The sequence below is a fragment of the uncultured Shewanella sp. genome (genome assembly GCF_947491715.1).
Taxonomy (GTDB): Bacteria; Pseudomonadota; Gammaproteobacteria; order Enterobacterales; family Shewanellaceae; genus Shewanella.
The window spans coordinates 91,137-115,048 of record NZ_CANLKR010000014.1 but is presented as its reverse complement, the minus strand read 5'-3'; the positions used below and the strand labels follow the sequence as shown (position 1 = coordinate 115,048).

The following is a 23,912-nucleotide window of genomic DNA, read 5'->3' as shown; positions in this document are numbered from 1 at the left end:
TTGGGCGTCACCCGTGCCCTTGGGTGGCGGTGGTTCGAGTAAGCCTAATAACGATGCCAATGTTGCTTTATTGAATGGTGAAGCAGGTTGGGTGTCACCCGTGCCCTTGGGTGGTGGTGGAACAAGTAAACCGAATAACGATGTAAATTTTGCTTTATTGTATGGTGAAGCGGGTTGGGCGTCACCCGTGCCCTTGGGTGGCGGTGGTTCGAGTAAGCCTAATAACGATGCCAATGTTGCTTTATTGAATGATGAAGCAGGTTGGGTGGCGGTGGGGGGACAAAGCTTAGTGAAAATATCAAATTATCTTAGATAATGAGTAAGGAGTCTGCATGGATGTGTGGTTTGTCGTGCTCATTGGCATCGGTTTGATTGGCTCAGGAGTGATTTACTTTGCCAAGCAAAAACCCTTGTTGTGGTTAGGGGCCTTTGTTGTGAGCGGTGTTTTGGCGTTAACCTTAATTATTTCAGTTTTCTTTAGAGAGTTATATTGGTTAGGTAATATTGGTTTAGTGTTGGCGTTAGGCATGAGTGTGTTGATGTGTCGACGTTTACCTAATTGGGTTTATTTATTGATGATCCCAACAGTGATGAAGCTAGTGGATATGCTGTGGCTGAATGAGTATTTACTCACACAAGTGCCCAGTTGGGGCTTTTATTTCAGTTACATTGGCTATGACTTATTAGTGATGGCGCTGATTTGGTATCGTGGCCCGATAGCCCAAGCTTTAAAGCTTAATGTGCATTACAAACGCTTCGCGCAGGAATATTTATTACTGGGTGTATATGGATTGTTTGTATTGACCAATTTCATCACTGGCATAGAAGATTTAGTGCGTAAAGATGTATTAGGTCATTACTTTGTAGGTTTTGAACCAAGGCTTTTTTACGGTATTTATGAATATGTGCGTTTGCCAATGAATATTACAGAAATATTGTTATTAGTGGGCATGGGCTATGTGGCAGTGAAGGCGGGGACGTCAAATCGATTAACAGGAGCAGGGATGTGAGGGAGCTGGATAATATACGCACAAGTTTTGATTTAACTGAAACACAATTGGCCGAGATCATGAATGTGAGCGAGGCAGAAGTGCAGCAGTGGCAGGCGGGTGAAGGCCAGCCAAGCATGGGGAAAATGTTTAAGTTGTTGGGCTTTATTGCCAAAAATTATGGCCGCTACTTTCATCAAGCAGCCGAGGATGAATACCAGTTAGACCGTGAGCCTGAACCAGAACAACTGCAGTTTAATCCTGCTTGCGAAGAAAATGCCCCTATGGCTGTGCTGAGTCAGGAAGAAAATGAGAAAGTGCGAAATAAGCTCAACCAAGTGACATCCGCCACCAATATGTTGCTGCTGGCAACGGATGAAAATGAGTTACATCATGGCACGCTAAGTTTGATGTCCGATACCTTGTGGGACATGAAACAGATTTTAAAAAGTTGATGATATCTTTCTGAGCTTTTAATATGAGCTCGCAATATGAGCTTTTAATAAGCCGACGTTCATGCGTCGGTTTTTGTTTTTTATTGTTCAAAAAGAGCCTTATTTTTATTTTATGTGAGATCCGAGTACACTGTTTGGCATTATTTTGTATCGATTAATTTATTTGAGTCTGCTTTGAGTCAACTACCTGTTCTTGATCTGCTGAGTGATTTACGCGCCGCCTTTAGCCAACATAACCAAGTGATCCTTGAAGCCCCAACGGGCGCGGGTAAGTCAACGGCTTTACCCTTAGCCATGTTAGATTGGCCTGAGATCTCAGGCAAAATTATCATGTTGGAACCTCGGCGAGTCGCCACTCGAAGCGTGGCTCGTTATATTGCCGCTCAGCGAGAACAAGTGTCGGGTAAAGCCTTAGGTCAAGAAGTGGGTTATCGCGTACGAGGAGAGTCACAGTCTAGTGCGGGCGTGAAGCTTGAGGTGGTGACCGAAGGTATTTTGACGCGAATGATCCAGCAAGATCCCGAGCTAAGTGGTATCGCGATGATTATTTTTGATGAGATCCATGAGCGTCATTTGACCACTGATTTAGGCTTAGCCTTAGCCTTAGAAGTACAGCAAACCTTTCGAGAAGATTTAGCCATTCTGGCCATGTCGGCGACCTTATCGGGTATGCCTCTAACGACTTTGATGCCTGAGGCGATAGCGCTTAAGAGTGAGGGCCGCAGCTTTCCTGTTGAAGTGGCTTATCATACTATCAAAAAGGTTAACTCACTCCACCATAAAGCTTGGCTGGAACCCATGGGGGCTGCGATTATTGCTTTGCTTGACGCGAGCCGATGTGGTGGTGTTGTGGATAAAACCTTGAGTGCGCAATCTTGTGCATTTCTAGCCCAAATCAGTACTTTTGATGGCTTAGAAGACAAAAGTTTATTGGCTTTTTTACCGGGGCAATCTGAAATCAAGCGTCTGCAAACTTACCTTGAAGCTAGGCTGGACAGTCAGCTGTATGTTATTTGTCCTTTATACGGTAGTTTACCGCCTAAAGCTCAAGATATTGCCATTGCGCCTGCTCGAAATGGGCACCGTAAAGTGGTATTAGCCACGAATGTGGCCGAGTCCAGTTTAACCATTGAAGGCATAGGCATGGTGGTGGACTCAGGTTATCAAAGACAAGCTATTTTTAACCCTAAAACAGGCACGAATAAACTCATTTTAAAGCGGATCAGTCAAGCCTCAAGTGCTCAGCGAAGTGGTCGAGCGGGACGCTTGTCTAAGGGAGTGACATTACGGCTATGGGGGCAAGAAGAGCAAGGGCGATTAGCGAAAATGGACTTGGCGGAAATTGAGCACAGTGAACTGACAGATTTAGTGTTTGATTGTGCCTATTGGGGCGTTAAATCTGTGGGTGAATTGCCTATGTTGACCTTGCCAAGTGTGGGTAATGAAGAGGCGGCATGGCAGTTATTACAAGGATTATCGCTGGTGGATCATGCGCGCAAAATAACACCTCTCGGCATTGAGGCTTATGGCTTAGGCTGTGATCCTCGGTTAGCGCATATGCTGCTTAACGCCAAAAAGTGGGCGATTGACAATGATGATAGTGCCTTAGTTGGCTTGGCTTGTGTGGTCGCGGGCTTATTGAGTGCCCGTAGCCGTGTGAGCATGAATGTGAATATAGTGACGCAGTTACCATCGGCATTGAATGGAGAAGCGGGGCAATTAAGCCAGCAGTTTATTCGTAAGTTGGATGCTAAGGTTATGGATCGAAAGGCGCTGAATTTAAAGACGTTGAATCTACACTCTGTGATAAGTCACGCGAGTCCTGCTTCAGTGGCTTTTTTATTAGGGCTGGCTTATCCCGACAGAATTGCAAAAGAGCGCGGCAATAAAGGTTATCAGCTGGCTAATGGCACTGGGGTGGAGCTACCCGATAACGATCCGTTAACGGCTGAGCCTTGGTTGGTGGTGGCAGATTTTCAGGAAAAATCACAAATGGCGGCGCGAGTCTATTTGGCGGCGCCGTTTCCTCATGCGCTGTTAAGGGGCCGCTCCACTCAAAATGGCAGCCATAAAACCGAGCTTTTAGCGGTTCATGACCTGTCTTTTTTAGTGTCTTTGATTAATTTTTGTGAATGGGATGATGACAAAGGACGCTTTTATTCTGAGGATAGGCGTTATATCGGTAAGATTTTACTCAGTAAAGTGGCTGGCGCCAAGCCTGAGCCTGAACATGTGGTTCAAGCACTGTTAGCACAAATTCGCAGCAAAGGGCTGCAAATATTGAACATGAATGATAAGGTGCGACAGCTGCAATATCGCATGAAGCTGGCAACAAGCTTAGATACAAGCGAAGCATGGCCTGATATATCTGATCAATATTTGTTAGAAAGCTTAGAGGATTGGTTAGCGCCTTACTTAATCGATGTAAGCAGTTTAGCCCAATTAATGAAGCTTGATTGTTATCAACTACTATTGAATATCTGTTCATGGCAACAACAGCAAAGATTAGATACTCTGCTGCCGAGCCAGTGGCCGATGTTAACGGGCACTCAAGCGGCAATAGAATATGATGATGCAGGACGTGCCACATTAAGTGTGCGTCTGCAAGAAGCGTTAGGGATGAAAGAGAGCCCGCGTTTAGCTCAAGGCAAATTGGTGGTTACAATGGCGTTATTATCGCCAGCAAGACGGCCTTTGGCGTTAACGGCAGATTTAGCGAGTTTTTGGCAGGGGCCTTATGTTGAGGTGAAAAAAGAGATGAAAGGGCGATACCCTAAACATCTGTGGCCAGAGGATCCGGCTAATACACAACCGACTAAATTTACAAAGAAAAAGACACTAAATACTCAAAAGTAATAACGTTGAGTTCTAGGTTTTGAGTTCTAGGTAATGTGGATAGACAATGAAAACGAAAGCGAGCGGAAAATCAAAAGAGTCGACAGCTAAGCCGTCGAATAAGCGCACGACTAAAAAAAAGCAGCCGAAACGCAAAGGCTCACTCGGTGCGGGTCGTAAAGTTTGGTCCATGTGCTGGAAGCTGGGTCTTGTCGTATTCGCGGCGGTGAGTCTTTATTGTATTTATTTAGATCAGATAATTGCCAATAAGTTTGAAGGGCAAAAGTGGCATTTACCGGCACAAGTGTTTAGTCGTTCAATGGCCTTGTATCCTGGTGCGGCAATTAGCCATAACCAATTACTGTCTGAACTTAAACTGTTGGGTTACCGCAAAGTGGCTAATCCTCGTCAAGTGGGCGAGTTCTCAGCTTCAAAGACCAAAATTGATGTTTGGCGTCGACCTTTTTTACATCCTTTAGGGCAGCAAGCAGCACAGCGTGTGATGGTGACCTTTAATGCGCAAGGGGTGAGTTCGGTGGCAAGATTAAGTGATCATCGTCAATTGGCGGTGTTTCATTTAGAGCCTGTGTTATTGGATCGTATTATCACAGGTGATGGGGAAGACAGATTATTCGTGCCCATGGCGCAGATCCCTAAACCAATTGTTAATGCATTAATCATGACAGAAGATCGTACTTTTTATGATCATTACGGGATTAACCCTTTTGCTATAGTACGTGCGGCATTGGTCAATATTAGTGCTGGCCATACCGTGCAGGGAGGTTCGACACTGACTCAGCAGTTAGCAAAAAACTTTTTTCTCTCGAGTCAGCGGTCATTGACGCGAAAATTACGTGAAGCCTTAATGGCGGTCATTATTGATTTTCGCTATTCAAAAGATGCCATATTAGAAGCTTACCTTAATGAAGTGTATATGGGGCAAGATAAAGCCCGTGGTGTCCATGGCATGGGACTGGCTTCACAGTTTTATTTTGGAAGGCCCATTGCTGAATTGACCTTGCCCCAGCAGGCCTTTCTTGTCGCGGTCATTAAAGGCCCATCTTATTATAATCCGTGGCGTTATCCTGAGCGGGCGCAAGCACGTCGAGATTTAGTATTACGTTTATTGATGGACGCGGGTAAGTTAACTGTGCCTGAATATAAGGCTGCAGTGGAATCGCCTTTAGGGCTGCGTAAAGCCGATAAACCCGTTCATCAAAAATTGCCTGCTTTTTTTGCGGTGGTCAAGCAAGAGTTAAATGATAAATATGGCGGTGCGTTATTGAAACGTTCCGGTGTAAAGGTCTATACCACTCTTGATCCTATTGCACAGGAGGCGGCAGAAAAAGCGGTTAAAGGCACCATGAAGCGTTTAAGCCAAAATGATAAATCATTGCAAGTTGGCATGGTGGTAACAGATAAATATTCTGGCGGCATTGCGGCGATGGTGGGCGATAAAGTGCCTGGGTATCATGGCTATAATCGTGCGGTTGAAATTCGCCGTCCTATTGGTTCATTAATCAAGCCTTTTGTGTATGCGACGGCCTTGAGTGAAGGGGATAAATACAGCTTAGCCACGCCGTTAAAAGATCAACCGATTACCCTTAAAAATGGTCAAGGAAAAACCTGGTCTCCGCAAAATGTGGATAGAAAATTTAGAGAGCAAGTGCCTTTATTGACCGCCTTTAAAAAATCCATGAATGTACCAACGGTGAATTTGGGCATGGCCATTGGCGTGAAAAATGTCGCTCATACGCTAAAGGTTTCTGGTTGGCGAGGGAAAGTCTCTCAATACCCGTCTATGTTACTTGGGGCGGTGAATGGTTCACCTCTCATGGTGGCACAAGCCTATCAAACTATTGCTGATAATGGGCGCTATCGACACTTATCGTCTATCACTGCAGTACTCGACTCCGATAATCAAGCTTTACCTGTTAGGCGTGAAGCTCGAGAGCAAGTGATCTCCCCCGCAACAGATTATTTAGTGAAATATGCCATGACACAAGTGGTGCAATCGGGCACTGCGACCCGTTTAGGGCAGGCTTTTCCGGGTGTGAAGTTGGCTGGAAAAACCGGAACCAGTAATGATTCGAGAGATTCTTGGTTTGCAGGTTTTGATGAGCGCAATGTGGCAGCGGTTTGGGTGGGTCGGGATGATAACGGTAAAACCGGTCTTTATGGCAGCAATGGTGCCATGGCGGTTTACCAGGCCTTTTTAAAGAATCGCCCTCCCATGAGTCTTCGAATGACACCAGTGAGCGGTGTGGTGAATGGTTATTTTGAGCGTACCTCAGGTGTAGCAAAACAAAGTGATTGCAACAATACTGTGGCGTTACCGGCATTAAGTGAAAGTTATCATCCGGCAGCGAACTGCGGTAAACCTTTATCTTGGTGGCAACGTATTTTGAATTAGCCCCTAAACTTTAAAAACAATTGAGAAAATGAGTTTTTAGCTTGTTTGGTTATAAGAGAGCATTTTAGTGGTCTATTAGAGGTGGTTGAGTGTAGACTTAAAATATTACAGATATAAATATTACATTTTATTGTTGCGAAGGAACGTCTTAATTAGTCATGTTTACGTGTTTATCAGTGAATGGCTACACTTGTATGAGGTATGACGTTTATGAAACCTTTAGCGCCTGCTATTGTGTTACCTTTGCTATTGTCGGGGCAAGCTGTTGCTGCCAAGGTGGATTCTTATTCATCTTTAGAGGCCAAAGGTCATCCTGATGTGACCGAACAGCAACTTAATGAGGCCATTAAGTTACGCCTGATGAGTCAATTGGGTGATGAGATATTAGCCAATGATTTAACTCAATTTTTAATGCAACAAGTGCTCACTTGGAAAGCTGAAATGCGAGACGTGCAACAAGGTGACAGTATTATTGCTTATTCTTTTGGGAATCGAATCGATGAGAAAGGCAATAAATTACCGGGACCGATGAATGAACAAATTGCCGACCGTGTCGTTAAAATTTTTGAGCAAAATCAAAAGCCTGTTTATGCTCAATGGGAAGTGGCACAGGCAATCGGCGATCGTATACCTGCTGATTTATTATTCTCTATTTATCCTAAAATCGACCCACAAGGTAAGGTGATTTATTTAAGCACCTTAGGGGTGGCTAAAGAGGTTGTTAGGTTGGCTAAAGGAGCTGAACATTTAGGCACAGCTATCGTGGTGGCTTTTGCCGATCATAGTTTACGCGCAGTGAATTTATCACGAGAAGTCGGCATTGATGCTTATGGACCTAAAGGAGTCAGCTTGCCAAAAGGTTATGATGCAGATTCGGGGCAAGCTTGGACGCGAAGTCGTGAAGCGTTTACTTTGTATGAAATTAAAACGCGAGCCGCTTATGCTGCAGAAGAAATAGAGAATAAAAAATAGTCTTTATTGAATGTAAAGGGAGTCACTCCAATAGAAAGGGTGGCTGTCAGAGTAAGAAGTGACATTTAAATGGCCATGCTCTTGACCACTAAAATCAAAATAATGGAGCCAAGCGGTAATTTTTTCTCCTACTTGGCAAAAATGAAGGGTGTTTGCATGTCCGCATATATATTCAGAATGTACTGTGCTCTTTTCTTGACCATTTAGGCTAGCTTGAGCAGAGTGGCCTTTTCCAAATTGAAACACCACAACCAGTAATTGTTTGCCCTCATGATCTAATTCGGTGGCTTTTTGTGATTGTGCAACATTCATCCAGCCGAGTTGACTCGAGCCAATGGAGACCACTTCAAAGTAGCTAATACCTTGCTTACTCGTATTGATTTGATGTTTGTTATTTGGCAATAAGGACTGCAAATCGTTTAGGGAGAATTCATTCCCTTGAAAACTGGGTCTATTGGCAAATCGATTGATATTAATCACGGTATTATCTTTTATCGTTGCAGCTAGAAGCGCTTCGCTGAATAAAAGTGTCACAGTGAGTAATGCATAAAGTGCCTTTCGAGTCATACTCATACCGACCATGGTTATCTATATACCTTACTTGGGTATAGAGTAGTTTTTTTAAAAACTCAACCTCTAGGGCCTGTTGATCTTTGATGATGATTTCTGCAGCGGTTTGTGGTTTTTTTATACAAGGTAGAGCTTGTGTGGTGTAGTTATTCTCGGCTTTGGTTCAAACGTCGCTCTACCTCCCCCATCCATGGGGTCGTACATAAACAAGCGATAACGCCGTAGAAAGGAGCCACAAACGCTGTCCGTAGGATTCACTAAACGTGTTTTACTCTTTGTTGGGAGCCTCTTTGTTAAAGAAAGAAGACTTAGATCACTAGGCGTCATCCCTCCCGTCGCGATTAAAACACGTTTATCTCGGACATAATTTAACCACCAAAGAGCAACAGGCCCTAGAAAAAGCTGCTTTCAAGCAAAGTGATGGGCAAGGCTCAGAAGTCTTTGTTCATCTGATGGTTCAAGTGTCAGGTTTTTAACGAGATAAACAACAGCTGCGGCTAGCGTAATTTGATGAAGGTTATTTTTATTTTTGAGCAATAATGAATGACAGGCATATTCTAATGGGCTCATTTTATTCGTGGATGTTAGTGGACTCGTTTTGTGTGGGGTGATAGTGGGAATATCACCGTCTTCGTTAAATACCCAATGACACTGCTGATACAGATTGAGTAAGCACTTATCCCATTGGACTTTGCTTAGCACCCCTTGATTTTTCATTATCCAACTTAGGGTAATAATATTATGCCCCCAAAACCCCGGTTGCGTCAGACAAGCGTTAAAAACGGTGTTTAACTCAGGAAAACCTTCCTTATTGAGCTTTGGATTGAAAGAGGGGGAAACAGGGTATTGTATTTGATTGTTACCATAAAAAGTGCTGGTGACAAATTCACAAAATCGTTCGGTGAAACGATAGGTTTGTTGATCATTTTCAAGCTGTGAATACGCTTCATTAAAACTGAGTAAAATGGAAAGGTGGTGGCTAAGATAATGTTCCGTGTTAAGGCATTCATTGAGGTAATAGTGAAAAATAGATTGAAAGCCTTCCTCATTTATCCACTGCTCCATGATGAAATAAGCATAAGGATAAAGTCCATGTTGTAATACCCAATGTCGCCTGCGAACAACCACAGCAATCTCGGTCTTTTCTCCAAGGACTTTTTCTAAATATAGAGGCTCTTCCATGTCGATAATGGACGCGATACGGGCCCAATCAACATGGGGCCAATCAAAGTGGAATTGTAGATAATGCAATGATAAAGAGCATTTTATACTGTGCTGCTGATGAATAATCGCAATTCGCTGCAGAGCGTTATCAAGTGTCATTACGGCTTGTGTCATTGAAAAGTCTTTAATTTATTCCTTTAATTTTCAGATGGTAACATGTATCAGCGACTAATGGACAATATAATCGATCTCCTTTTAATATCAACTCGGATCTCTAGGGAAGTTGCCTTGTAATTGATTAGGAAAGTCACTTTGTCTAAGTTTATCCGGATTTAGAGTATTAAGTAATTGTCCTGTTGGGCTAATAAGGTAATAGGCAGTGCCACCATCGCCGGGGAAAAAGACAGTCACTTTGTTAAATAGGCCAAATTTTGAAAGGGTGATTTGTGAGGCAAATACGCCTAAAAAGTCAGCTAATTGACCTGTTTGCTGACATGAAGGATTTTGCTTAATCACATTGGTAAGGCAGGAGGCATGATTGCTATCTTGATAGGATGGACATTTTGCCAATTTGGGCTGGCATTCTTGGTAGTTCGTTAAATTGAATCCCCCCTTAAGAAAATCAGGCTCTTGTATACTTGTTATGGGAAGTGGCATGGCGAATGTCGCGAAAGGCTTAAGCATAAAACACAATAATGCAATGAAACCATATTTCTTATACATGACTTAATTTCCTGCCAAACTGGGATAATAAAGAGTCTAATAAAAATACTGTGATTATTAAAGAATAAAGGGGGTAATAGTATTAATCTTCATTTAATTAACTGATTGTTTTCGTATTTTTGTTTTTCCGTTGGGTTTTTTTTTATACAAAATGATTTTATACTCATTTTATGTGTAACAAGTAAGGAAAATGTCATCAAAATAAGTCTAGAATGATAAAAGATAAGGGCACACAAGGTTTAGAGAAATATATAAGTTAGCAATCGATGAAAATTAAATAGAACAATCGAGGAGAAACATGATGCGATCCACCATTTTGATCAAATTTTTACTCATTCCTTTTTTATTTTTTAGTCAAGCCAGTTTTGCAGCCAAAAACGTTAATAAACAAATGCAATTACAAGGTGATGTAGCCTTAAATGTTAAAGTTTTACGAGGAAAAGTATTATTTAAATCTTGGCAAAAAAATGCCATTAAGGTGACCGGAAGTTTAGATAAGTTGAGCCAAGGCTTTGTTTTTGAAAAACAAGGTGAACAGGTCTTGATTGAAGATAAATTACCTCAAAAAGTCACGGGAGAAAATAAGCATGGTTCTGATCTTGTGATAACCGTGCCTGCATCGTTGAATTTAGAGGCTTTAGGGGGGTCTGCTCATTATGATGTCAGTTCACTGAGCGGAGAAATTAGCATTGAAACGGTGAGTGGGCATATTAAGGCACAGCAACTATCGGGTAACATTTTATTGCATACCATTTCTGGTGACATTATTACTCAGCGCTTGCAGGGAGATGCGAGTCTCGATACCGTTTCCGGTGTGATAGCTGATTATGATAGTCAAGGATCGATGCGTTATCGTTCAGTGAATGGCAAGTTAAGCGCGAATAACCAAGCAAGAAATGTGTTTGTTGAGCAGATCTCGGGAAATACCACTTTGCGTTTAACGCAAGTCGATAATTTAAGTGTTAAAAGTATCAGTGGTGATTTAGAGTTGAATTTAGACAGTCTCACCAACTCTGCCAACATTAGTAGTGTCAGTGGGAGTATTTTTACTCAGTTTTCTAAGATGCCAAACTGTAATTTTGATATTGATGCGGGGCCGGGTGGGAAAGTGACTAACACGTTAACCAAAGATAAACCCACCAAAGAGAAATATCGGCCTAATACTTACTTACGCTTTATGACTGGAGATGGTTCAGCTGATTTTATTGTGAAGACAATCAGCGGACATATTCAAATAAGAAAACAACGAATTATAGAATAGAGATATTTATGATATTTCTAGGTGGATCTTGCACCTTGTAGTATCACAGCGATAAAATGCCCGTTAATCGGGCATACACTATAAGGTTACTTCACTGACTCTACTTCTGTTGGTGTGAGGTAGCGCCATTCACCTAATGCCAACGAAGGGTCAAGTTCAATGTCGCCGATAGCTTCTCTATGCAGTTTGACGACTTTGTTGCCAACAGCGGCAAGCATACGTTTGACTTGATGATATTTACCTTCGGTAATGGTGAGACGCGCTTGGTGGCTGCTTAATATTTCTAAGATAGCGGGCTTTGTTAATCCTTCTTCATTATTGAGCGCAATACCTTGTTTGAATGTTTCAATAAGCTGTTCATTGAGCGGTTCGGCGACTTCGAGTAAATAGCGTTTAGCGCATTGTTTTTTGGGGGAAGTAATATTATGAGACCATTGCCCGTTACTGGTGATTAAGACTAATCCTGTGGTATCGGCATCTAATCGGCCTGCAATGTGTAATGTATCGGCTTTGATTACATCAATGAGACGCAAAACAGAGGGATAGTGTTCGTCAATGGTGGAGCATAGTGTGTCGAGTGGTTTGTTGAGCATAATAAAGCGAGCGCCGAGTAAATGAAGCTGCTGATCATTAAGGCAAATAACATGCTCATTTTTTACTTTAAAGTCAGAGCTTTTGACGACCTCTCCATTACAAGTCACATCGCCACGATGAAGGGCTTTTTTAGCTAAAGATCGGGTCAGCTCTGTGGAGCCACAGATAAATTTGTCTAAACGCACAATATACTCAAAGTAAAAATATAATGGCATGATTATACCTGCGCTTAGCCCAGTTGAATATGTTCATTCGATCTTATTAAGGTCTCTGTTCAACTTTTTTGAATGGATTTTACCTAGAGGGTTAAATGTATTTTATGCTGTTTTATAAATACCTAATGGAATTGGCATGTTAGGATTAACAAGAAGGATTATTCATGAAAAAACTTTTACTTGGAGGTCTATACGCCTCGTTAATGTTCGGTGTCTCGGCGTGTGATAATGAGAAATCTGCTCCTAAAGAAGAAAAGATAACACAACTGGATACGACAGCGGCCGTAAAAGAAGTTTTACGCTCTGGTGTTAATTTTGATAATTTTGATTTATCGGTTCGCCCGCAAGATAACTTTTATGATTATGTGAATGGGAATTGGATTAAAAATACTGAGATCCCAAGTGATAGAACCAGTATCGGTGCGTTTTACGATTTAAGAGATAAGTCACAAGAAGATGTGAAGCGCATTATTGAGTCTTTGGTAAAGCGAGGGGAGCTAACTCAAGGCAGTGATGAGCAAAAAGTGGCTGACTTGTATCGTTCATTTATGGATGTATCAAGCTTGAATAAATTGGGGGTCGTTCCCATTAAGGTAGAGCTTGATAAGATTGCGGCCATTAGTAATACCGATGACTTAATCGCTTATTTTGCACATAGTCAGATCATGGGTAATACGAGCCCACTGAGCTTTTATGTTGACGTTGATGCGAAAGATTCGAGTCGATATGTAAGCGCCATTTGGCAAGGTGGATTGAGCTTACCCGATAGAGATTATTATACCAATTCAGCGCCTCGTTTTGAGAAAATACGCCAAGCATTTGTTAAACATATTGAAAAAATGTATGTACTGGCAGGATTTAATGAGCCTAAAAGCAATGCTGAAAAAGTCATGGCGCTGGAAACGAAGCTAGCATCGAGTCAATGGGATGTGGTTAATAATCGAAATAGCACCAAAATTTATAATTTATATAAAGTGGCTGACTTATCGACACTGGCCCCTGTTTTTAACTGGAAAGTTTACTTGAATACGATCGGTGTGCCAACAGCGACTGATATTGTGATCAATCAACCGAGTTATATTCAAGGCCTAGATAAACTGATTAAGACTGTCGATTTATCGACTTGGAAGACTTATCTGCAATGGCAGTTATTATCCAGTATGGCGGGGGACTTAAGTACTGCCTTGGATAATGAACATTTTGCTTTTTTTGGCACAATACTCAATGGTCAAGAGGAGCAAAAACCCCGTTGGAAGCGAGGAGTGGAAACGGTCAATAGCCTTTTGGGGGAAGTGGTTGGTAAGGTGTATGTGAAGCGTTACTTTTCTCCTGCGGCTAAAACACGTATGCAAGAATTGGTGGAGAACTTAAGAGATGCTTATGGTGACAGTATCAAAGCATTAACTTGGATGAGTGATACCACTAAGGTTGCGGCGCAGGAAAAACTTGCCCAGTTCACTGCTAAAATTGGTTATCCAGATAAATGGAAGAATTATGATGGATTAAAGATAAAGCCTGATGATTTAGTGGGTAACAAAATACGATCGAATGCGTTTGAACATCAAGAAGAGATTGCCAAATTAGGTGGGCCCATTCAAAAGTGGGAATGGTTTATGACACCACAAACCGTGAATGCTTATTATAATCCATCCATGAATGAAATCGTGTTTCCTGCCGCTATTCTACAGCCTCCTTTTTTCAATATGCGGGCCGATGACGCAGTCAACTACGGAGGCATAGGTGCGGTGATTGGCCATGAGATGGGACATGGCTTTGACGACCAAGGAGCAAAATTTGACGGTCAAGGTAACATGCGAGATTGGTGGACAAAGCAAGATTTAGCGCAGTTTACTCAAAGGGGCGAAGCGTTAATTGCCCAATATAATGGCTATTCTATTTTTGAAGGTCTGAATGTCAACGGTCAGTTAACTTTGGGGGAAAATATAGGTGATTTATCGGGACTGACAATAGCATATAAAGCCTATCAAAAGTCGTTAAAAGGATTGCAAGCGCCTGTTATCGATGGTTTAACAGGTGATCAACGCTTTTTCATTGGTTTTGCACAGGTTTGGCGAGCTAAAATCAAAGAAGCAAGTATGCGTAAATATGCGGCAACGGATCCTCATTCACCGGCTGAATTTCGCTGTATTGGCGCACTGTCAAACATGCCGGAGTTTTACCAAGTGTTTGGTGTGAAAGCGGGAGATAAAATGTATATCGCACCTGAGAACCGTGTGAAGATTTGGTAATAAAGAAAAGTATTACGAGTATAAAGGCCATCTTAGTGTGGTCTTTACAATAAAATAAGAAAAAATATTTATCTTATTTTTCAATATCAAAGTCAATTTTTATAGCCTATTAATGAATGTTCATTCAGGGGGTGGGTTTATTTTTTTATTTGAGTCCTTATATTTTTAGTATCGTTATTGCATAAGGATTGCTATGAAAAGATTATTTAAGACGTCTTTTATTTTCTTATTTTTATTATCGACGCGCACTGGATTTGCACAAACGCCCCATTTTGATAAAGGAGGGCAAACGGAAAAAATACCGTTTTCAGTCTCTTCTTTGGCTGTCACCGATTTTGACAAATTGCTCAGTGTTCCTTCAAAACAATATTATCCTGCCATTCAATCGCACAGTGATTTATCCATTCTTTATCAACGAGCTTTTCATACTAAACACGATCTTGACACACTACTACATTCCATTAGTTTGACCACACAAACGCAAGCGGTATTAGCCCCTCTTAAAAGCCCCCAACGCACCGATGAAAAAATTCAAAATAAGTTTGATGGAGATAGCAGTAAGATCACTGATTTAGTGCGTGGTAGTTTAGTGGCGGATAATGTCAATGGATTGGTGAGAGCTTATCAAGCACTCACTTCTGAGGTTGAAGTGATCCAAGTTAAAAATCGATTTGCTTCCCCAAAAGCGTCTGGCTATCGCGATCTTAATTTATTGGTGAAATTACCCCATTCAAATATGATTTGTGAAGTACAGCTTCATCTTGAACAGATTGCTAAGATAAAAAGCGGTGCTGAACACCAGACTTATCAAGCGATACAAGCCATTCAAGCAAGAGCAAAACAGAGTCAGCGGGCGTTATCTGAACTGGAATTGGCGCAAGTGACGCGCTTGAGACAAGACTCCTTTAAGCTTTACCAGAGAGCATGGTTAAATTACAAACGGTTGAGTGATGTGCGTTTATTACCGATTGCGGCAGCTTAGGGTTTGTTGACCTTGGATATTGGCTTCTTTGTACAGTGACCGTATACTAGCTGGTAAATTCAACGCCGATAGTTAATAAAACCGAATGAATGAAATCATTGAGCAGCTGCAAAGTGTAAGTGAATCCGTACCTGTGCCATTGGAGTTGCCGACGTTTGAGCAGTTAGTGGATGTGGAAGAGCAAATTCTCATTCCTTTACCTATGGCGTTAAAGGAGTATTTGCTTTATGCCAGTGACGTTATTTATGGGTATTTGGAGCCTGTTACCGTTAGCGATCCCCATTCTCATACGTATCTTCCTGAGGTGACTAGTTATGCTTGGTCTATCGGTATGCCCAGAGAATTCATTGTAATTTGCCAGCAAGGCGACAGTTTTTTCTGTATTGATCAAGAAGGCCAAGTGATGCTTTGGAGTGAGGGAGAAATACAAGAAGACATTTGGGAGTCATTCTGGGAGTGGGCAGAAGAAGTGTGGTTACAAGGTGCCAAGTAGCCGAATAGAAATTGACAGATGAATCATTGGAAAATAAAGAATGGCTAAAGATGTAGGCTATAACGCCTTAGAAATACAGTATCTCCGTCTCTCCTTGGCATTAACTACGGCTCAAGTTGCCCAGTTAGGTAAAGTGTCTGAATCAGATGTGATCGCATGGGAAGCGGGTGAGCAAGCTGTGTCTATTCCTGTGCAAAAAAAGTTATTAGCAATGGATGAGACCATAGAAATGCAAGTGCTGAATACTTGTGATGGTATCGAAGCCTTATTTGAAAAAGAGCCCAAACGCCGACTTAGCTTTGTGGTGTATCCCACCCAGGCATTGTATGCACAATATAATTCAGATTTTTTAGGGGCGCTACCATTTGCAGAGCTTTATAATATGTCTGCTTGGCGAATAAAAAAAGAGTGTAAATTGATGCAGGAAGTGGATGTGACTTTAGTGCCTTTTTCATCGGAGTCTTATAAGGCTTTTAGAGATAAAGAAGGGTTAAAAGAAAGCCCTGATAGCCGAGCTAAATGGGCGGCGACTCAGATTTAATCGCTAGCATTGATAATAAAAAGCGTGCAACTGTAAATTGCACGCTTTTTATATCATTAATTTACTTTTATTTTGCTTTACCTATTAAACTTTCGGTATCGCTTGGTGACGCATTGGCATGTTTTTTCGGTAAGTTCATGCAATTAGCATAGTAAACGACGGTTGCAGGCCAATCGGAAAAGACCCCTCTGACTTTCACATCTTGTGCGAGTACATTAAGTAGTTTTAGGGTATCACCGTCATTCTTGATAGCTTTACTGATACTTTGATAATACCAACCACCATTGTCTGTGGTCAGTGGGCCTGAACGTTCTAATGACCAGGCAATAATATCAAGACCGGCTTCTTTAGCCGCTTTTGCATAAGCGGATGGAATAATATTGTTATCATCATCTAAGGTCACCAATACCCATAGAGGCGGAGCAATAATTTCTACGCCAGAATCTTTTAATTCTTCCATTGTAGGCGTCCAAGTTGAAGGATCGTTGGGATCTAGACTGGCTGTCTCATAACGGTCATCAAGGAAGACGGCTTGTTTGGCAAATTTAGGGTCGTTTTGAATCCAATATTTGATGTCATTCAAGTTAAAAGACTGGGCATAAACTTGAGAAGGTTTAACGCCAGCTTGGGTATACTCATCTAACATTTGCTGTGCATATTGCTCTTGAGTATAACCATCAAACGGCATGGAAACACTGGGTGCTTTTAACTCAGGAACCATTTTGACTCCTGCTTTTTTGAACATTTCAATGCTTTCTTTATGGGTCATCACGGTTGCGCAACTGGCGTAAAGATCGGTTCGCCAATCTGGTGTGCCATTCATAAATTCTTCTACGGTGGTGGCATCGGGATTAGTGCCATCCATTTTAGCGCATAAACTCTTAAATTCTTCGAGTGTAATGTCACTCGTACAGCATGTGGCTGTAGCGGCTGTGCCAGTTGAAGGATCGGCAGGAGAGAAGGGCTGAGTACATTTACTGGCTAATTCTGGCTTGGCTAATATGTTTGTGGTGGACGCTAAATCACATTGAGAATGGCGGCACACTAATTGTTTGTCTTTTGTAAAAGTCACATCACATTCAACAATACCCGCGCCAGAATTGATGGCGGCCTGATAAGATTCTTTACTGTGTTCAGGAAATTGCATTGAAGCGCCTCTGTGGCCTAAGGCAAATTCAGTACGATAAAAAGGTTTATTACTACATTGAGCAAGTTTTTTCTTAAGTTTTGGATCATCTAATTGGCTTAAAAGATAAAACGGGCGAACCCCTACGCGAGCCAGTTTCTTTTGTTTATGTGATGAGCTGTTGGCTTCGACAGTATTGTCTTGTGGGTGTTTCATATCTGACACATTGGCAAAGCTTAAAAAGCTGACAAAGGCAGTTGCGCCAATCACAGTGTATATAAGAGAGTAAGGTAATAATCGCATATAACGGCCATCCTTTATAATGACAAAAACGGATTTAGCATTAATAGATTAATCCTGTATAAAGAGTGCATTAATTTAGATCAATACGGAAATTTGGGGAACTTATTAGAAAATATTAAAAGGATTACATATAATTTATTGATTTTAAATGTTTTTATCTGTAATTGTTAACGTATGAAAAGATTGTAATAAATCTTGTATGTTGGTTTTTTGTGGGTTAAGTGAAATGTTTATTTGGTGTTTAGGTTTGATTGGTGTTTTTATTTTGTGTCTATGGACTATGAAAAATGGGCTACGAAAAAACAAGAAAATTGAGCGTATTTTGAGCATATTTAACGTAGCACTTTGATGTTTTTGAGGGACAAACTTGCTTATGCAGCCCTTACTGCCGCGGCTTCTTCGATTGCTGATGCTCGAGAAAGTGCGGGGCGGCAAGCGACATTTTTGAGATATTGAGCCAATTTAGGTGTAAGAGTGATACCTGATTTTGTTGCCCATTGTAGGGTGTGGGTGAGAAGAATATCGGCAATGCTTAAGGTCTCTCCAAACAGATAATCGCTATTTGGCAGCCAAGATTCGGCAATGCTCGCCGCTTTATCAAATTCCCAGATAGCCACGGCTTGCATGCTCTCTTGTCTCAATGTTTTGGGCAGTGCAAATTTGTGTTTAGCGAAAGTCCATAAAGGTTGTTCTAATTCGCAGGTAATAAAACTGATCCATTGATGATATCGAGCTGAATCAGGTGTTCCATTTGTTGGTTGGTACAGAGGCGTGCTTGAAGTGTCGTTATACCTTTCAACAAGGAAACTACAAATAGCGGTTGATTCAGATAAGGTAACGGGAGAGTGTTGGGCCGCTTTATTTTCATCAATGAGAAGGGGGATTTTTCCATATGGGTTGAGCGTTAAAAAATCAGGGTGTTGACTGTCGCCTTTGGCGAAATTGATATAATGGTATTGCCAAGTCAGGCCTAATTCTTCTAATAACCAAGAGACTCGGGCTGAACGAGTTCGAGGAGCTCCGTAGAGTGTGAGCATATTATGTCCTTACTTTTGATAAATAAGCAGCTAGCTACCAAAGAGATAGCTAGCTGATGATGACGTTTTAAGCCTAAGTATGGCAATGACTTAAAACACTTTATCTAGATTAATTAAAAGCGATAGGTGGCAGAGGCATACCAAAAGGCGCCGATAGCCGAGTAAGTATTTTGATCGTATCCCATGAAGTCAACCTTGCTAAATGGAGGCTCTTCATTGAAGACATTATTGGCGCCTATCGTAAGAGACCAATGATTAAAACCAATGTAAGTCACATTCATATCGACTGTGGTCATGGCATCAATGTAACCTTCGGTATTTTGCTCTTGAGTGTAAGCGACTTCACTGATGTAGTTTAAGCGCGTGGTGGCTTGCCAATCGTTTATCGCCCAATTCAGTCCGCCAGTCCAGCGATATTCAGGATGCTCGTAGCGTCCTTTTAGTTCAACAACGGAACCATCGGCGCGAACTTGCTCAAATTCATGAACCCAAGTCAGGTTATAACTTAATCCAAACTCGCCATATTCACCAGTATCAAACATGTATTGCACATCAAAATCAATACCATCAGTAGTTTGTTCATTCAGGTTGGCAAATTGATCTGAAATACTAATAATGCGCCCTGGAATACCACCAGAAGAGGCTTCTCTTTCTACAGCAGATGGTTGTGTATTGATTACGTATTGTGGATCGGCATCAATCAAACCATCGACTTTATAATACCAATAATCAATGCCCATACTTAAATTATCGATAACTTCCCATACAGCACCGACATTGTAAGAGGTCGACTCTTCCGCTTTGAGATCGGGGTTACCCGAAAAATTAACCGTTTTCTCTTGAGGAGTACAATCTTCATCAGCATTGGTAATATTGCAGCGCTGAGTATCAATGAGTTCTGGGGATTCTTGACTGGCACCTAGGCCGAGTTGAACCAGTGATGGTGCTCTAAAACCTTCGGCCCAACTGGCTCTGAATGTGAGAGTATCCAATGGGGTGAATAATAGTGCAACTTTGGGGCTGGTGGTTGTCCCAAAGTCACTATAGTTTTCATAGCGTCCGGCAAGCTGGGCTTCTAAGGTGTCAAAAACCGGTACCGCAAACTCAATAAATACCGATGTTTGGTCACGACTGCCATAGGCTTCTGTGGCTTCAGTGCCAAAAATCTCGCCACGTAAAAACAGTTCATCAGGCTTATCGGATAAATCTTCTTCGCGATATTCAAAGCCGACGGCCATGCCGACATGACCCGCTGGAAGCTCAAAAATCTCACCTGCAATGGTGCCATCAAACGCTGAAGTGGTGGATTTGGCATTACGGGTAGTGTTGACCGAAATCTCATCAATAACAGCAGCCGTTTGTGTGGTGGAGAAAGGGTTAAAATTTCCTGCATTGATTTCATCTTGCAAGACTGAGGTCCAAACATAACCATTTTGACCAAATTCATAGTTACGATTGTAAGAGTAAGTGTAAGCTAATTCCCAATCCCATTCACCCAGCATGCCGTCAAGTCCCATGACTAAACGGGCGCTGTCAGATTCGGCTTCTTTTTGACGGCCGCCGGTTTCGGTGACCCGGCGGCGCATGGTTAAATTTTCACCTGAAGAGGCATAAGGATTATTGACTGAGCTATAGTTTTGATTTCCAGATAAAATATAAAGTTCTGCATTTGAGGGGCTGGCGGCGCCATTGACGATACTTTCATTATGTTGATACATCATTTCGCTAAACAGCGTGATTTCATCATTGATATAATAATCATGAAAAACCGATAAACCAACCCGTGTGGTCTCTGGTGTTGAGGTCATCATGGGGGCATAATCGTAGACACAAAATGTACCATTATTGTTATCACTGGGACAGTTTGTGCCGGGCTGCCAATCATAGCTATTAGATAATGTGGTAATTGAACCATCGGTGCCAATGTCTGCTGGAATATAACTGCCGGGATTACCCATAGAAGATCGAGAATCACTGCCGCCTCGAGCGGTCTGATTGGCCGATTTAGAGTAGCTTCTATCCCCTAATGTGGTTTCATTTTCATGAAAATAGTTCAAAATAATACTGGTATGAGATTTTTCAGCATGGCTGCCCCATAAAATAGAGGCTGACGTTTGTCCGCCACCATCTTCAACGGTTTCACCCGCTTTTGCATTAATTTCAAACCCTTCAAAATCTTTTTTCAAGATGATATTGACCACACCTGCAATGGCATCCGAGCCATAGGTTGCAGAGGCGCCATCTTTTACGATATCGACACGTTCAACCGCTGACATCGGAATGGCATTAATATCGACAAAGGAAGTATCAATACTTTTTGCAAAAGAAGACACGGCAACACGGCGACCATTAAGAAGAACAAGGGTTGCGTCTGCACCTAATCCACGAAGTGAAATGGCGGCGCCGCCATTGGCGGTATCGTCGGAGTTATTGCCCTGAGTGGCAAAGGTGCCAGCGCCAGCAATGGGTAATTTACTCAACAATTGCGACATATCTTGTGCCCCTGATCGGGCGATATCTTCATCTGTGAGTACTGTCATGGGTGACGCACCTTCTAAGTCGGTACGTTTAATATGTGAGCCAGTCACCGAGATGTGTTCAAGTGGCTCTTCTTCTTTGAGTCGAGTTTCATTTTCAGCGGCAAAGGCAATAGGTGATAATATGCTTGATACTGCCAGCGCGCATAGGCTGGGCCATAGGTGAGGTTTCTTCATCATAATCCTTTATCATTATTATTTTTAAACGTTAAATCATGCAGTCATAGGGTTCAGTTCATGCCGACTTAAATAAAAACAAGCGACAGCAAAATAAAACCACTAAATTTTGACCGCTCAAATTAACAACAAACGAATAACAATTTAAATACTAAATAAATAATGTCAAACAATTGTTAATAAAAAGTGAGGGGTGAGTGCTGGAACGAGCGATTAACGGTATAGGGTAAAGGGCAGATGAAGATGGAAGGAGTCTGTTCGTTTTTTTGAATTAGTTGATTGTTTAATAAGGTTTTTTTATTTTATTTTGGAGTTAGGGGGTTAAGGTGAATCTAGGCTTGTCGTTTGCAAAAATTTTTTAAAACATTTTTATCAAAAGAGGTTTTGTGGTATTGCTAATGCCAACTTATTGGGGATTATGCTGTTTTTATCACTAAATACTCATTTGCTAGCAAAGGTTTTATATGAATAAGATGTCATCGATAACAAAAAGTACTCATGAGAAAGGTGCTTATCAATTGTTAAGAGCAATGGGACCTGGGTTGTTAATGGCAGCAGCTGCAATTGGGGCGTCACATTTAGTGGCATCAACACGAGCGGGTGCAGAATTTGGCTGGCAATTGGCATGGGTTATTTTAGTGGTCAATGTGATCAAATATCCTTTTTTTGCCGCAGGCGCACGTTATACCGTTGCGACAGGCGAAAGCTTATTGCAAGGGTATTATAATCAGGGGATTGGCTATCTTGTTTTATTTACTTTGCTTAATGCTGTCGCTGCGGTAGCCAGTACAGCGGGGGTAGCCATGCTAACAGCCGCTATGTTGACGCTATTTATTCCTTTATCCATTGATATTTTGGCGTTAATCGTGTTGATTTCAAGCTTAGCTTTAATTATTTTGGGTCACTATCGTCTGCTTGATAAATTAAGTAAGTTCATCATGTTTGGGTTAACCTTAATGACCTTGACCGCTGCTGCAATGGCATTGAATATTCCACCCGTAATGAACAGTGATTTTGTGGCCGTTTCTCCTTGGCAGTGGGCTAATATTGGCTTTTTGGTGGCTATGATGGGATGGATGCCTGCCCCTATTGAAGTGAGCGTTTGGAATTCTTTATGGTTGATTGAAAAGCAAAAACAAATGCCTATCAGTAAAAAACAAGCATTATTAGATTTCAACATAGGCTATGTACTGACGATTATTTTAGCATTAGTTTTTCTATCCTTGGGAACATTGGTGATGTATGGCACCAATGAGCATTTTTCGGATTCAGGTGCGTTATTTGCCAATCAACTTATCGAATTGTACAGCGACGTAATGGGGGGAGAAAGCCGCTACCTTATTGGTGCTGTTGCTTTATTATGTATTTTCAGTACAACGGTGACCGTTATTGATGGTTATAGCCGAAGTTTGGCTGAAAGTTGGCAGCTGTTAACGCATCATTCCAAAGATCAGCATAAAACGGTGGGGCTAACCCGCATCATGTTATCGGTGAGTGTATTAAGCTTATTTATTATTTTATTCTTTCAAGGGGCATTATTGCCTTTGTTAGAATTTGTGATGATTTTGGCGTTCATTACCACCGTTGTTTATGCTGCACTCAATTTTAACTTAATGATTTCAAAGCAACTCGCAGCTGAAGATAGGTATGGTCCATTGATGACGATCTGGTCTTGGTTGGGTATTCTTTATTTTGTTGGTTTTTCTGTGTTGTTTATTTATTGGAAGTTTTTCCAGTAATGGGAGACAATATCATTGCATGAAAGCGCAGCCGCGCTTTTACAGACTAAAAGATAAAACATTATGACCAACAATGATATTTTACGTCGAGTACGTTTTGTATTCGATTACAGTAATGCAAAAATGATTACAATTTTTGCAAACGCTAAGCATGAAATGACAACGGATGTGCTGATTAACATGCTACGAAAAGAGTCAGAAGAAGGCTATAAGACTTGTAATGATAAGGTTTTTTGTTCATTTCTTGATGGGCTTGTCATTGAAAAAAGAGGGTTAAGAGAGGGCAGTGAAGTGCCAGAGCCTGTTTCTCAACTCACCAATAATCTGATTTTTAAAAAATTGCGGGTCGCATTGGAATTAAAAGAAGATGACATCATTGGGTTATTAAGTTTAGCAGAATTTAACATGTCGAAATCTGAATTAGGGGCATTGTTTAGAAAGCCAGGTCATAAACATTATAAAACGTGTGGTGATCAAGTGCTACGAAATTTTCTTGCAGGCCTATCGCTTAAATATCGCGGAATGTAAATTTATATC

20 protein-coding genes are annotated in these 23,912 nt (G+C 41.5%); 13 read left to right on the top strand and 7 right to left on the bottom strand.

Annotated elements, in window-relative coordinates; genetic code table 11:
* The 6 genes from Q0779_RS11660 to Q0779_RS11635 form a co-directional block, all read left to right on the top strand.
* The coding region (locus Q0779_RS11660; protein WP_298772747.1) for a hypothetical protein at nt 1-316 on the top strand (316 nt) is incomplete at its 5' end.
* Nucleotides 317-332: 16 nt separating this feature from the next.
* Entirely contained in the window at nt 333-1,010 is a 678-nt protein-coding gene (locus Q0779_RS11655) for a hypothetical protein (RefSeq protein WP_298772746.1), read from the top strand.
* Complete coding sequence (locus Q0779_RS11650; protein WP_298772744.1) at nt 1,007-1,444, top strand: helix-turn-helix transcriptional regulator; 438 nt, start codon at nt 1,007-1,009, stop codon at nt 1,442-1,444. The genes Q0779_RS11655 and Q0779_RS11650 overlap by 4 nt, the downstream gene beginning before the upstream one ends.
* 174 nt (nt 1,445-1,618) lie before the next feature.
* Nucleotides 1,619-4,300, top strand: a complete 2,682-nt coding sequence (gene hrpB / locus Q0779_RS11645) for an ATP-dependent helicase HrpB (RefSeq protein ID WP_298772742.1) — start codon at nt 1,619-1,621, stop codon at nt 4,298-4,300.
* A 46-nt stretch (nt 4,301-4,346) separates the two neighbouring features.
* Nucleotides 4,347-6,692 carry a penicillin-binding protein 1B gene (gene mrcB / locus Q0779_RS11640; RefSeq protein ID WP_298772741.1) on the top strand — a complete coding sequence of 782 codons (2,346 nt, stop codon included), beginning with the start codon at nt 4,347-4,349 and terminating at the stop codon, nt 6,690-6,692.
* Between the two features lie 210 nt (nt 6,693-6,902).
* The gene (locus Q0779_RS11635) at nt 6,903-7,664 is read left to right on the top strand and encodes a hypothetical protein (RefSeq protein WP_298772739.1); all 762 of its coding nucleotides are present in this window, start codon (nt 6,903-6,905) and stop codon (nt 7,662-7,664) included.
* A gap of 3 nt (nt 7,665-7,667) precedes the next feature.
* Here the strand turns inward: Q0779_RS11635 and Q0779_RS11630 are convergent, their stop codons facing one another.
* From Q0779_RS11630 to Q0779_RS11620, 3 genes are all read right to left on the bottom strand, one after another.
* Complete coding sequence (locus Q0779_RS11630; RefSeq protein ID WP_298772737.1) at nt 7,668-8,246, bottom strand: DUF4879 domain-containing protein; 579 nt, start codon at nt 8,244-8,246, stop codon at nt 7,668-7,670.
* A 396-nt stretch (nt 8,247-8,642) separates the two neighbouring features.
* Nucleotides 8,643-9,572: a hypothetical protein gene (locus Q0779_RS11625; protein ID WP_298772735.1), complete on the bottom strand. Its 930-nt coding sequence runs from the start codon at nt 9,570-9,572 to the stop codon at nt 8,643-8,645.
* Nucleotides 9,573-9,659: 87 nt separating this feature from the next.
* Complete coding sequence (locus tag Q0779_RS11620; RefSeq protein ID WP_298772733.1) at nt 9,660-10,121, bottom strand: hypothetical protein; 462 nt, start codon at nt 10,119-10,121, stop codon at nt 9,660-9,662.
* 298 nt (nt 10,122-10,419) lie between these two features.
* Here Q0779_RS11620 and Q0779_RS11615 point away from each other — a divergent pair, with 298 nt between their 5' ends.
* Nucleotides 10,420-11,382: a DUF4097 family beta strand repeat-containing protein gene (locus tag Q0779_RS11615; RefSeq protein WP_298772731.1), complete on the top strand. Its 963-nt coding sequence runs from the start codon at nt 10,420-10,422 to the stop codon at nt 11,380-11,382.
* An 86-nt stretch (nt 11,383-11,468) separates the two neighbouring features.
* Here Q0779_RS11615 and Q0779_RS11610 read toward each other — a convergent pair whose 3' ends face one another.
* Entirely contained in the window at nt 11,469-12,191 is a 723-nt protein-coding gene (locus Q0779_RS11610) for a pseudouridine synthase (RefSeq protein ID WP_298772729.1), read from the bottom strand.
* A gap of 164 nt (nt 12,192-12,355) precedes the next feature.
* Between Q0779_RS11610 and Q0779_RS11605 the strand changes: the two genes are divergently transcribed.
* The 4 genes from Q0779_RS11605 to Q0779_RS11590 all read left to right on the top strand — a co-directional run bounded on the left by Q0779_RS11605 (nt 12,356) and on the right by Q0779_RS11590 (nt 16,456).
* The gene (locus Q0779_RS11605) at nt 12,356-14,440 is read left to right on the top strand and encodes a M13-type metalloendopeptidase (protein WP_298772727.1); all 2,085 of its coding nucleotides are present in this window, start codon (nt 12,356-12,358) and stop codon (nt 14,438-14,440) included.
* Nucleotides 14,441-14,633: 193 nt separating this feature from the next.
* Nucleotides 14,634-15,422: a RelA/SpoT domain-containing protein gene (locus tag Q0779_RS11600; protein WP_298772725.1), complete on the top strand. Its 789-nt coding sequence runs from the start codon at nt 14,634-14,636 to the stop codon at nt 15,420-15,422.
* Nucleotides 15,423-15,507: 85 nt separating this feature from the next.
* Nucleotides 15,508-15,915 carry an SMI1/KNR4 family protein gene (locus tag Q0779_RS11595; RefSeq protein WP_298772723.1) on the top strand — a complete coding sequence of 136 codons (408 nt, stop codon included), beginning with the start codon at nt 15,508-15,510 and terminating at the stop codon, nt 15,913-15,915.
* 40 nt (nt 15,916-15,955) lie between these two features.
* The gene (locus tag Q0779_RS11590) at nt 15,956-16,456 is read left to right on the top strand and encodes a DUF4447 family protein (RefSeq protein WP_298772721.1); all 501 of its coding nucleotides are present in this window, start codon (nt 15,956-15,958) and stop codon (nt 16,454-16,456) included.
* A gap of 67 nt (nt 16,457-16,523) precedes the next feature.
* Here Q0779_RS11590 and Q0779_RS11585 read toward each other — a convergent pair whose 3' ends face one another.
* The 3 genes from Q0779_RS11585 to Q0779_RS11575 all read right to left on the bottom strand — a co-directional run bounded on the left by Q0779_RS11585 (nt 16,524) and on the right by Q0779_RS11575 (nt 21,639).
* Nucleotides 16,524-17,885 (bottom strand): glycerophosphodiester phosphodiesterase family protein, encoded by a 1,362-nt coding sequence (locus tag Q0779_RS11585; RefSeq protein ID WP_298772719.1) that lies wholly within the window; start codon nt 17,883-17,885, stop codon nt 16,524-16,526.
* Nucleotides 17,886-18,256: 371 nt separating this feature from the next.
* Complete coding sequence (locus Q0779_RS11580) at nt 18,257-18,922, bottom strand: glutathione S-transferase family protein (protein ID WP_298772718.1); 666 nt, start codon at nt 18,920-18,922, stop codon at nt 18,257-18,259.
* Between the two features lie 113 nt (nt 18,923-19,035).
* Nucleotides 19,036-21,639, bottom strand: a complete 2,604-nt coding sequence (locus tag Q0779_RS11575) for a TonB-dependent receptor (protein WP_298772716.1) — start codon at nt 21,637-21,639, stop codon at nt 19,036-19,038.
* Between the two features lie 470 nt (nt 21,640-22,109).
* On the opposite strand from Q0779_RS11575, the gene Q0779_RS11570 reads away from it, so the two are divergent.
* The gene (locus tag Q0779_RS11570; protein ID WP_298772753.1) at nt 22,110-23,375 is read left to right on the top strand and encodes a divalent metal cation transporter; all 1,266 of its coding nucleotides are present in this window, start codon (nt 22,110-22,112) and stop codon (nt 23,373-23,375) included.
* Nucleotides 23,376-23,438: 63 nt separating this feature from the next.
* Nucleotides 23,439-23,903, top strand: coding sequence for a DUF1456 family protein (locus Q0779_RS11565; protein WP_298772715.1), 465 nt, complete (start codon nt 23,439-23,441; stop codon nt 23,901-23,903).
* Nucleotides 23,904-23,912: the final 9 nt, after the last annotated feature.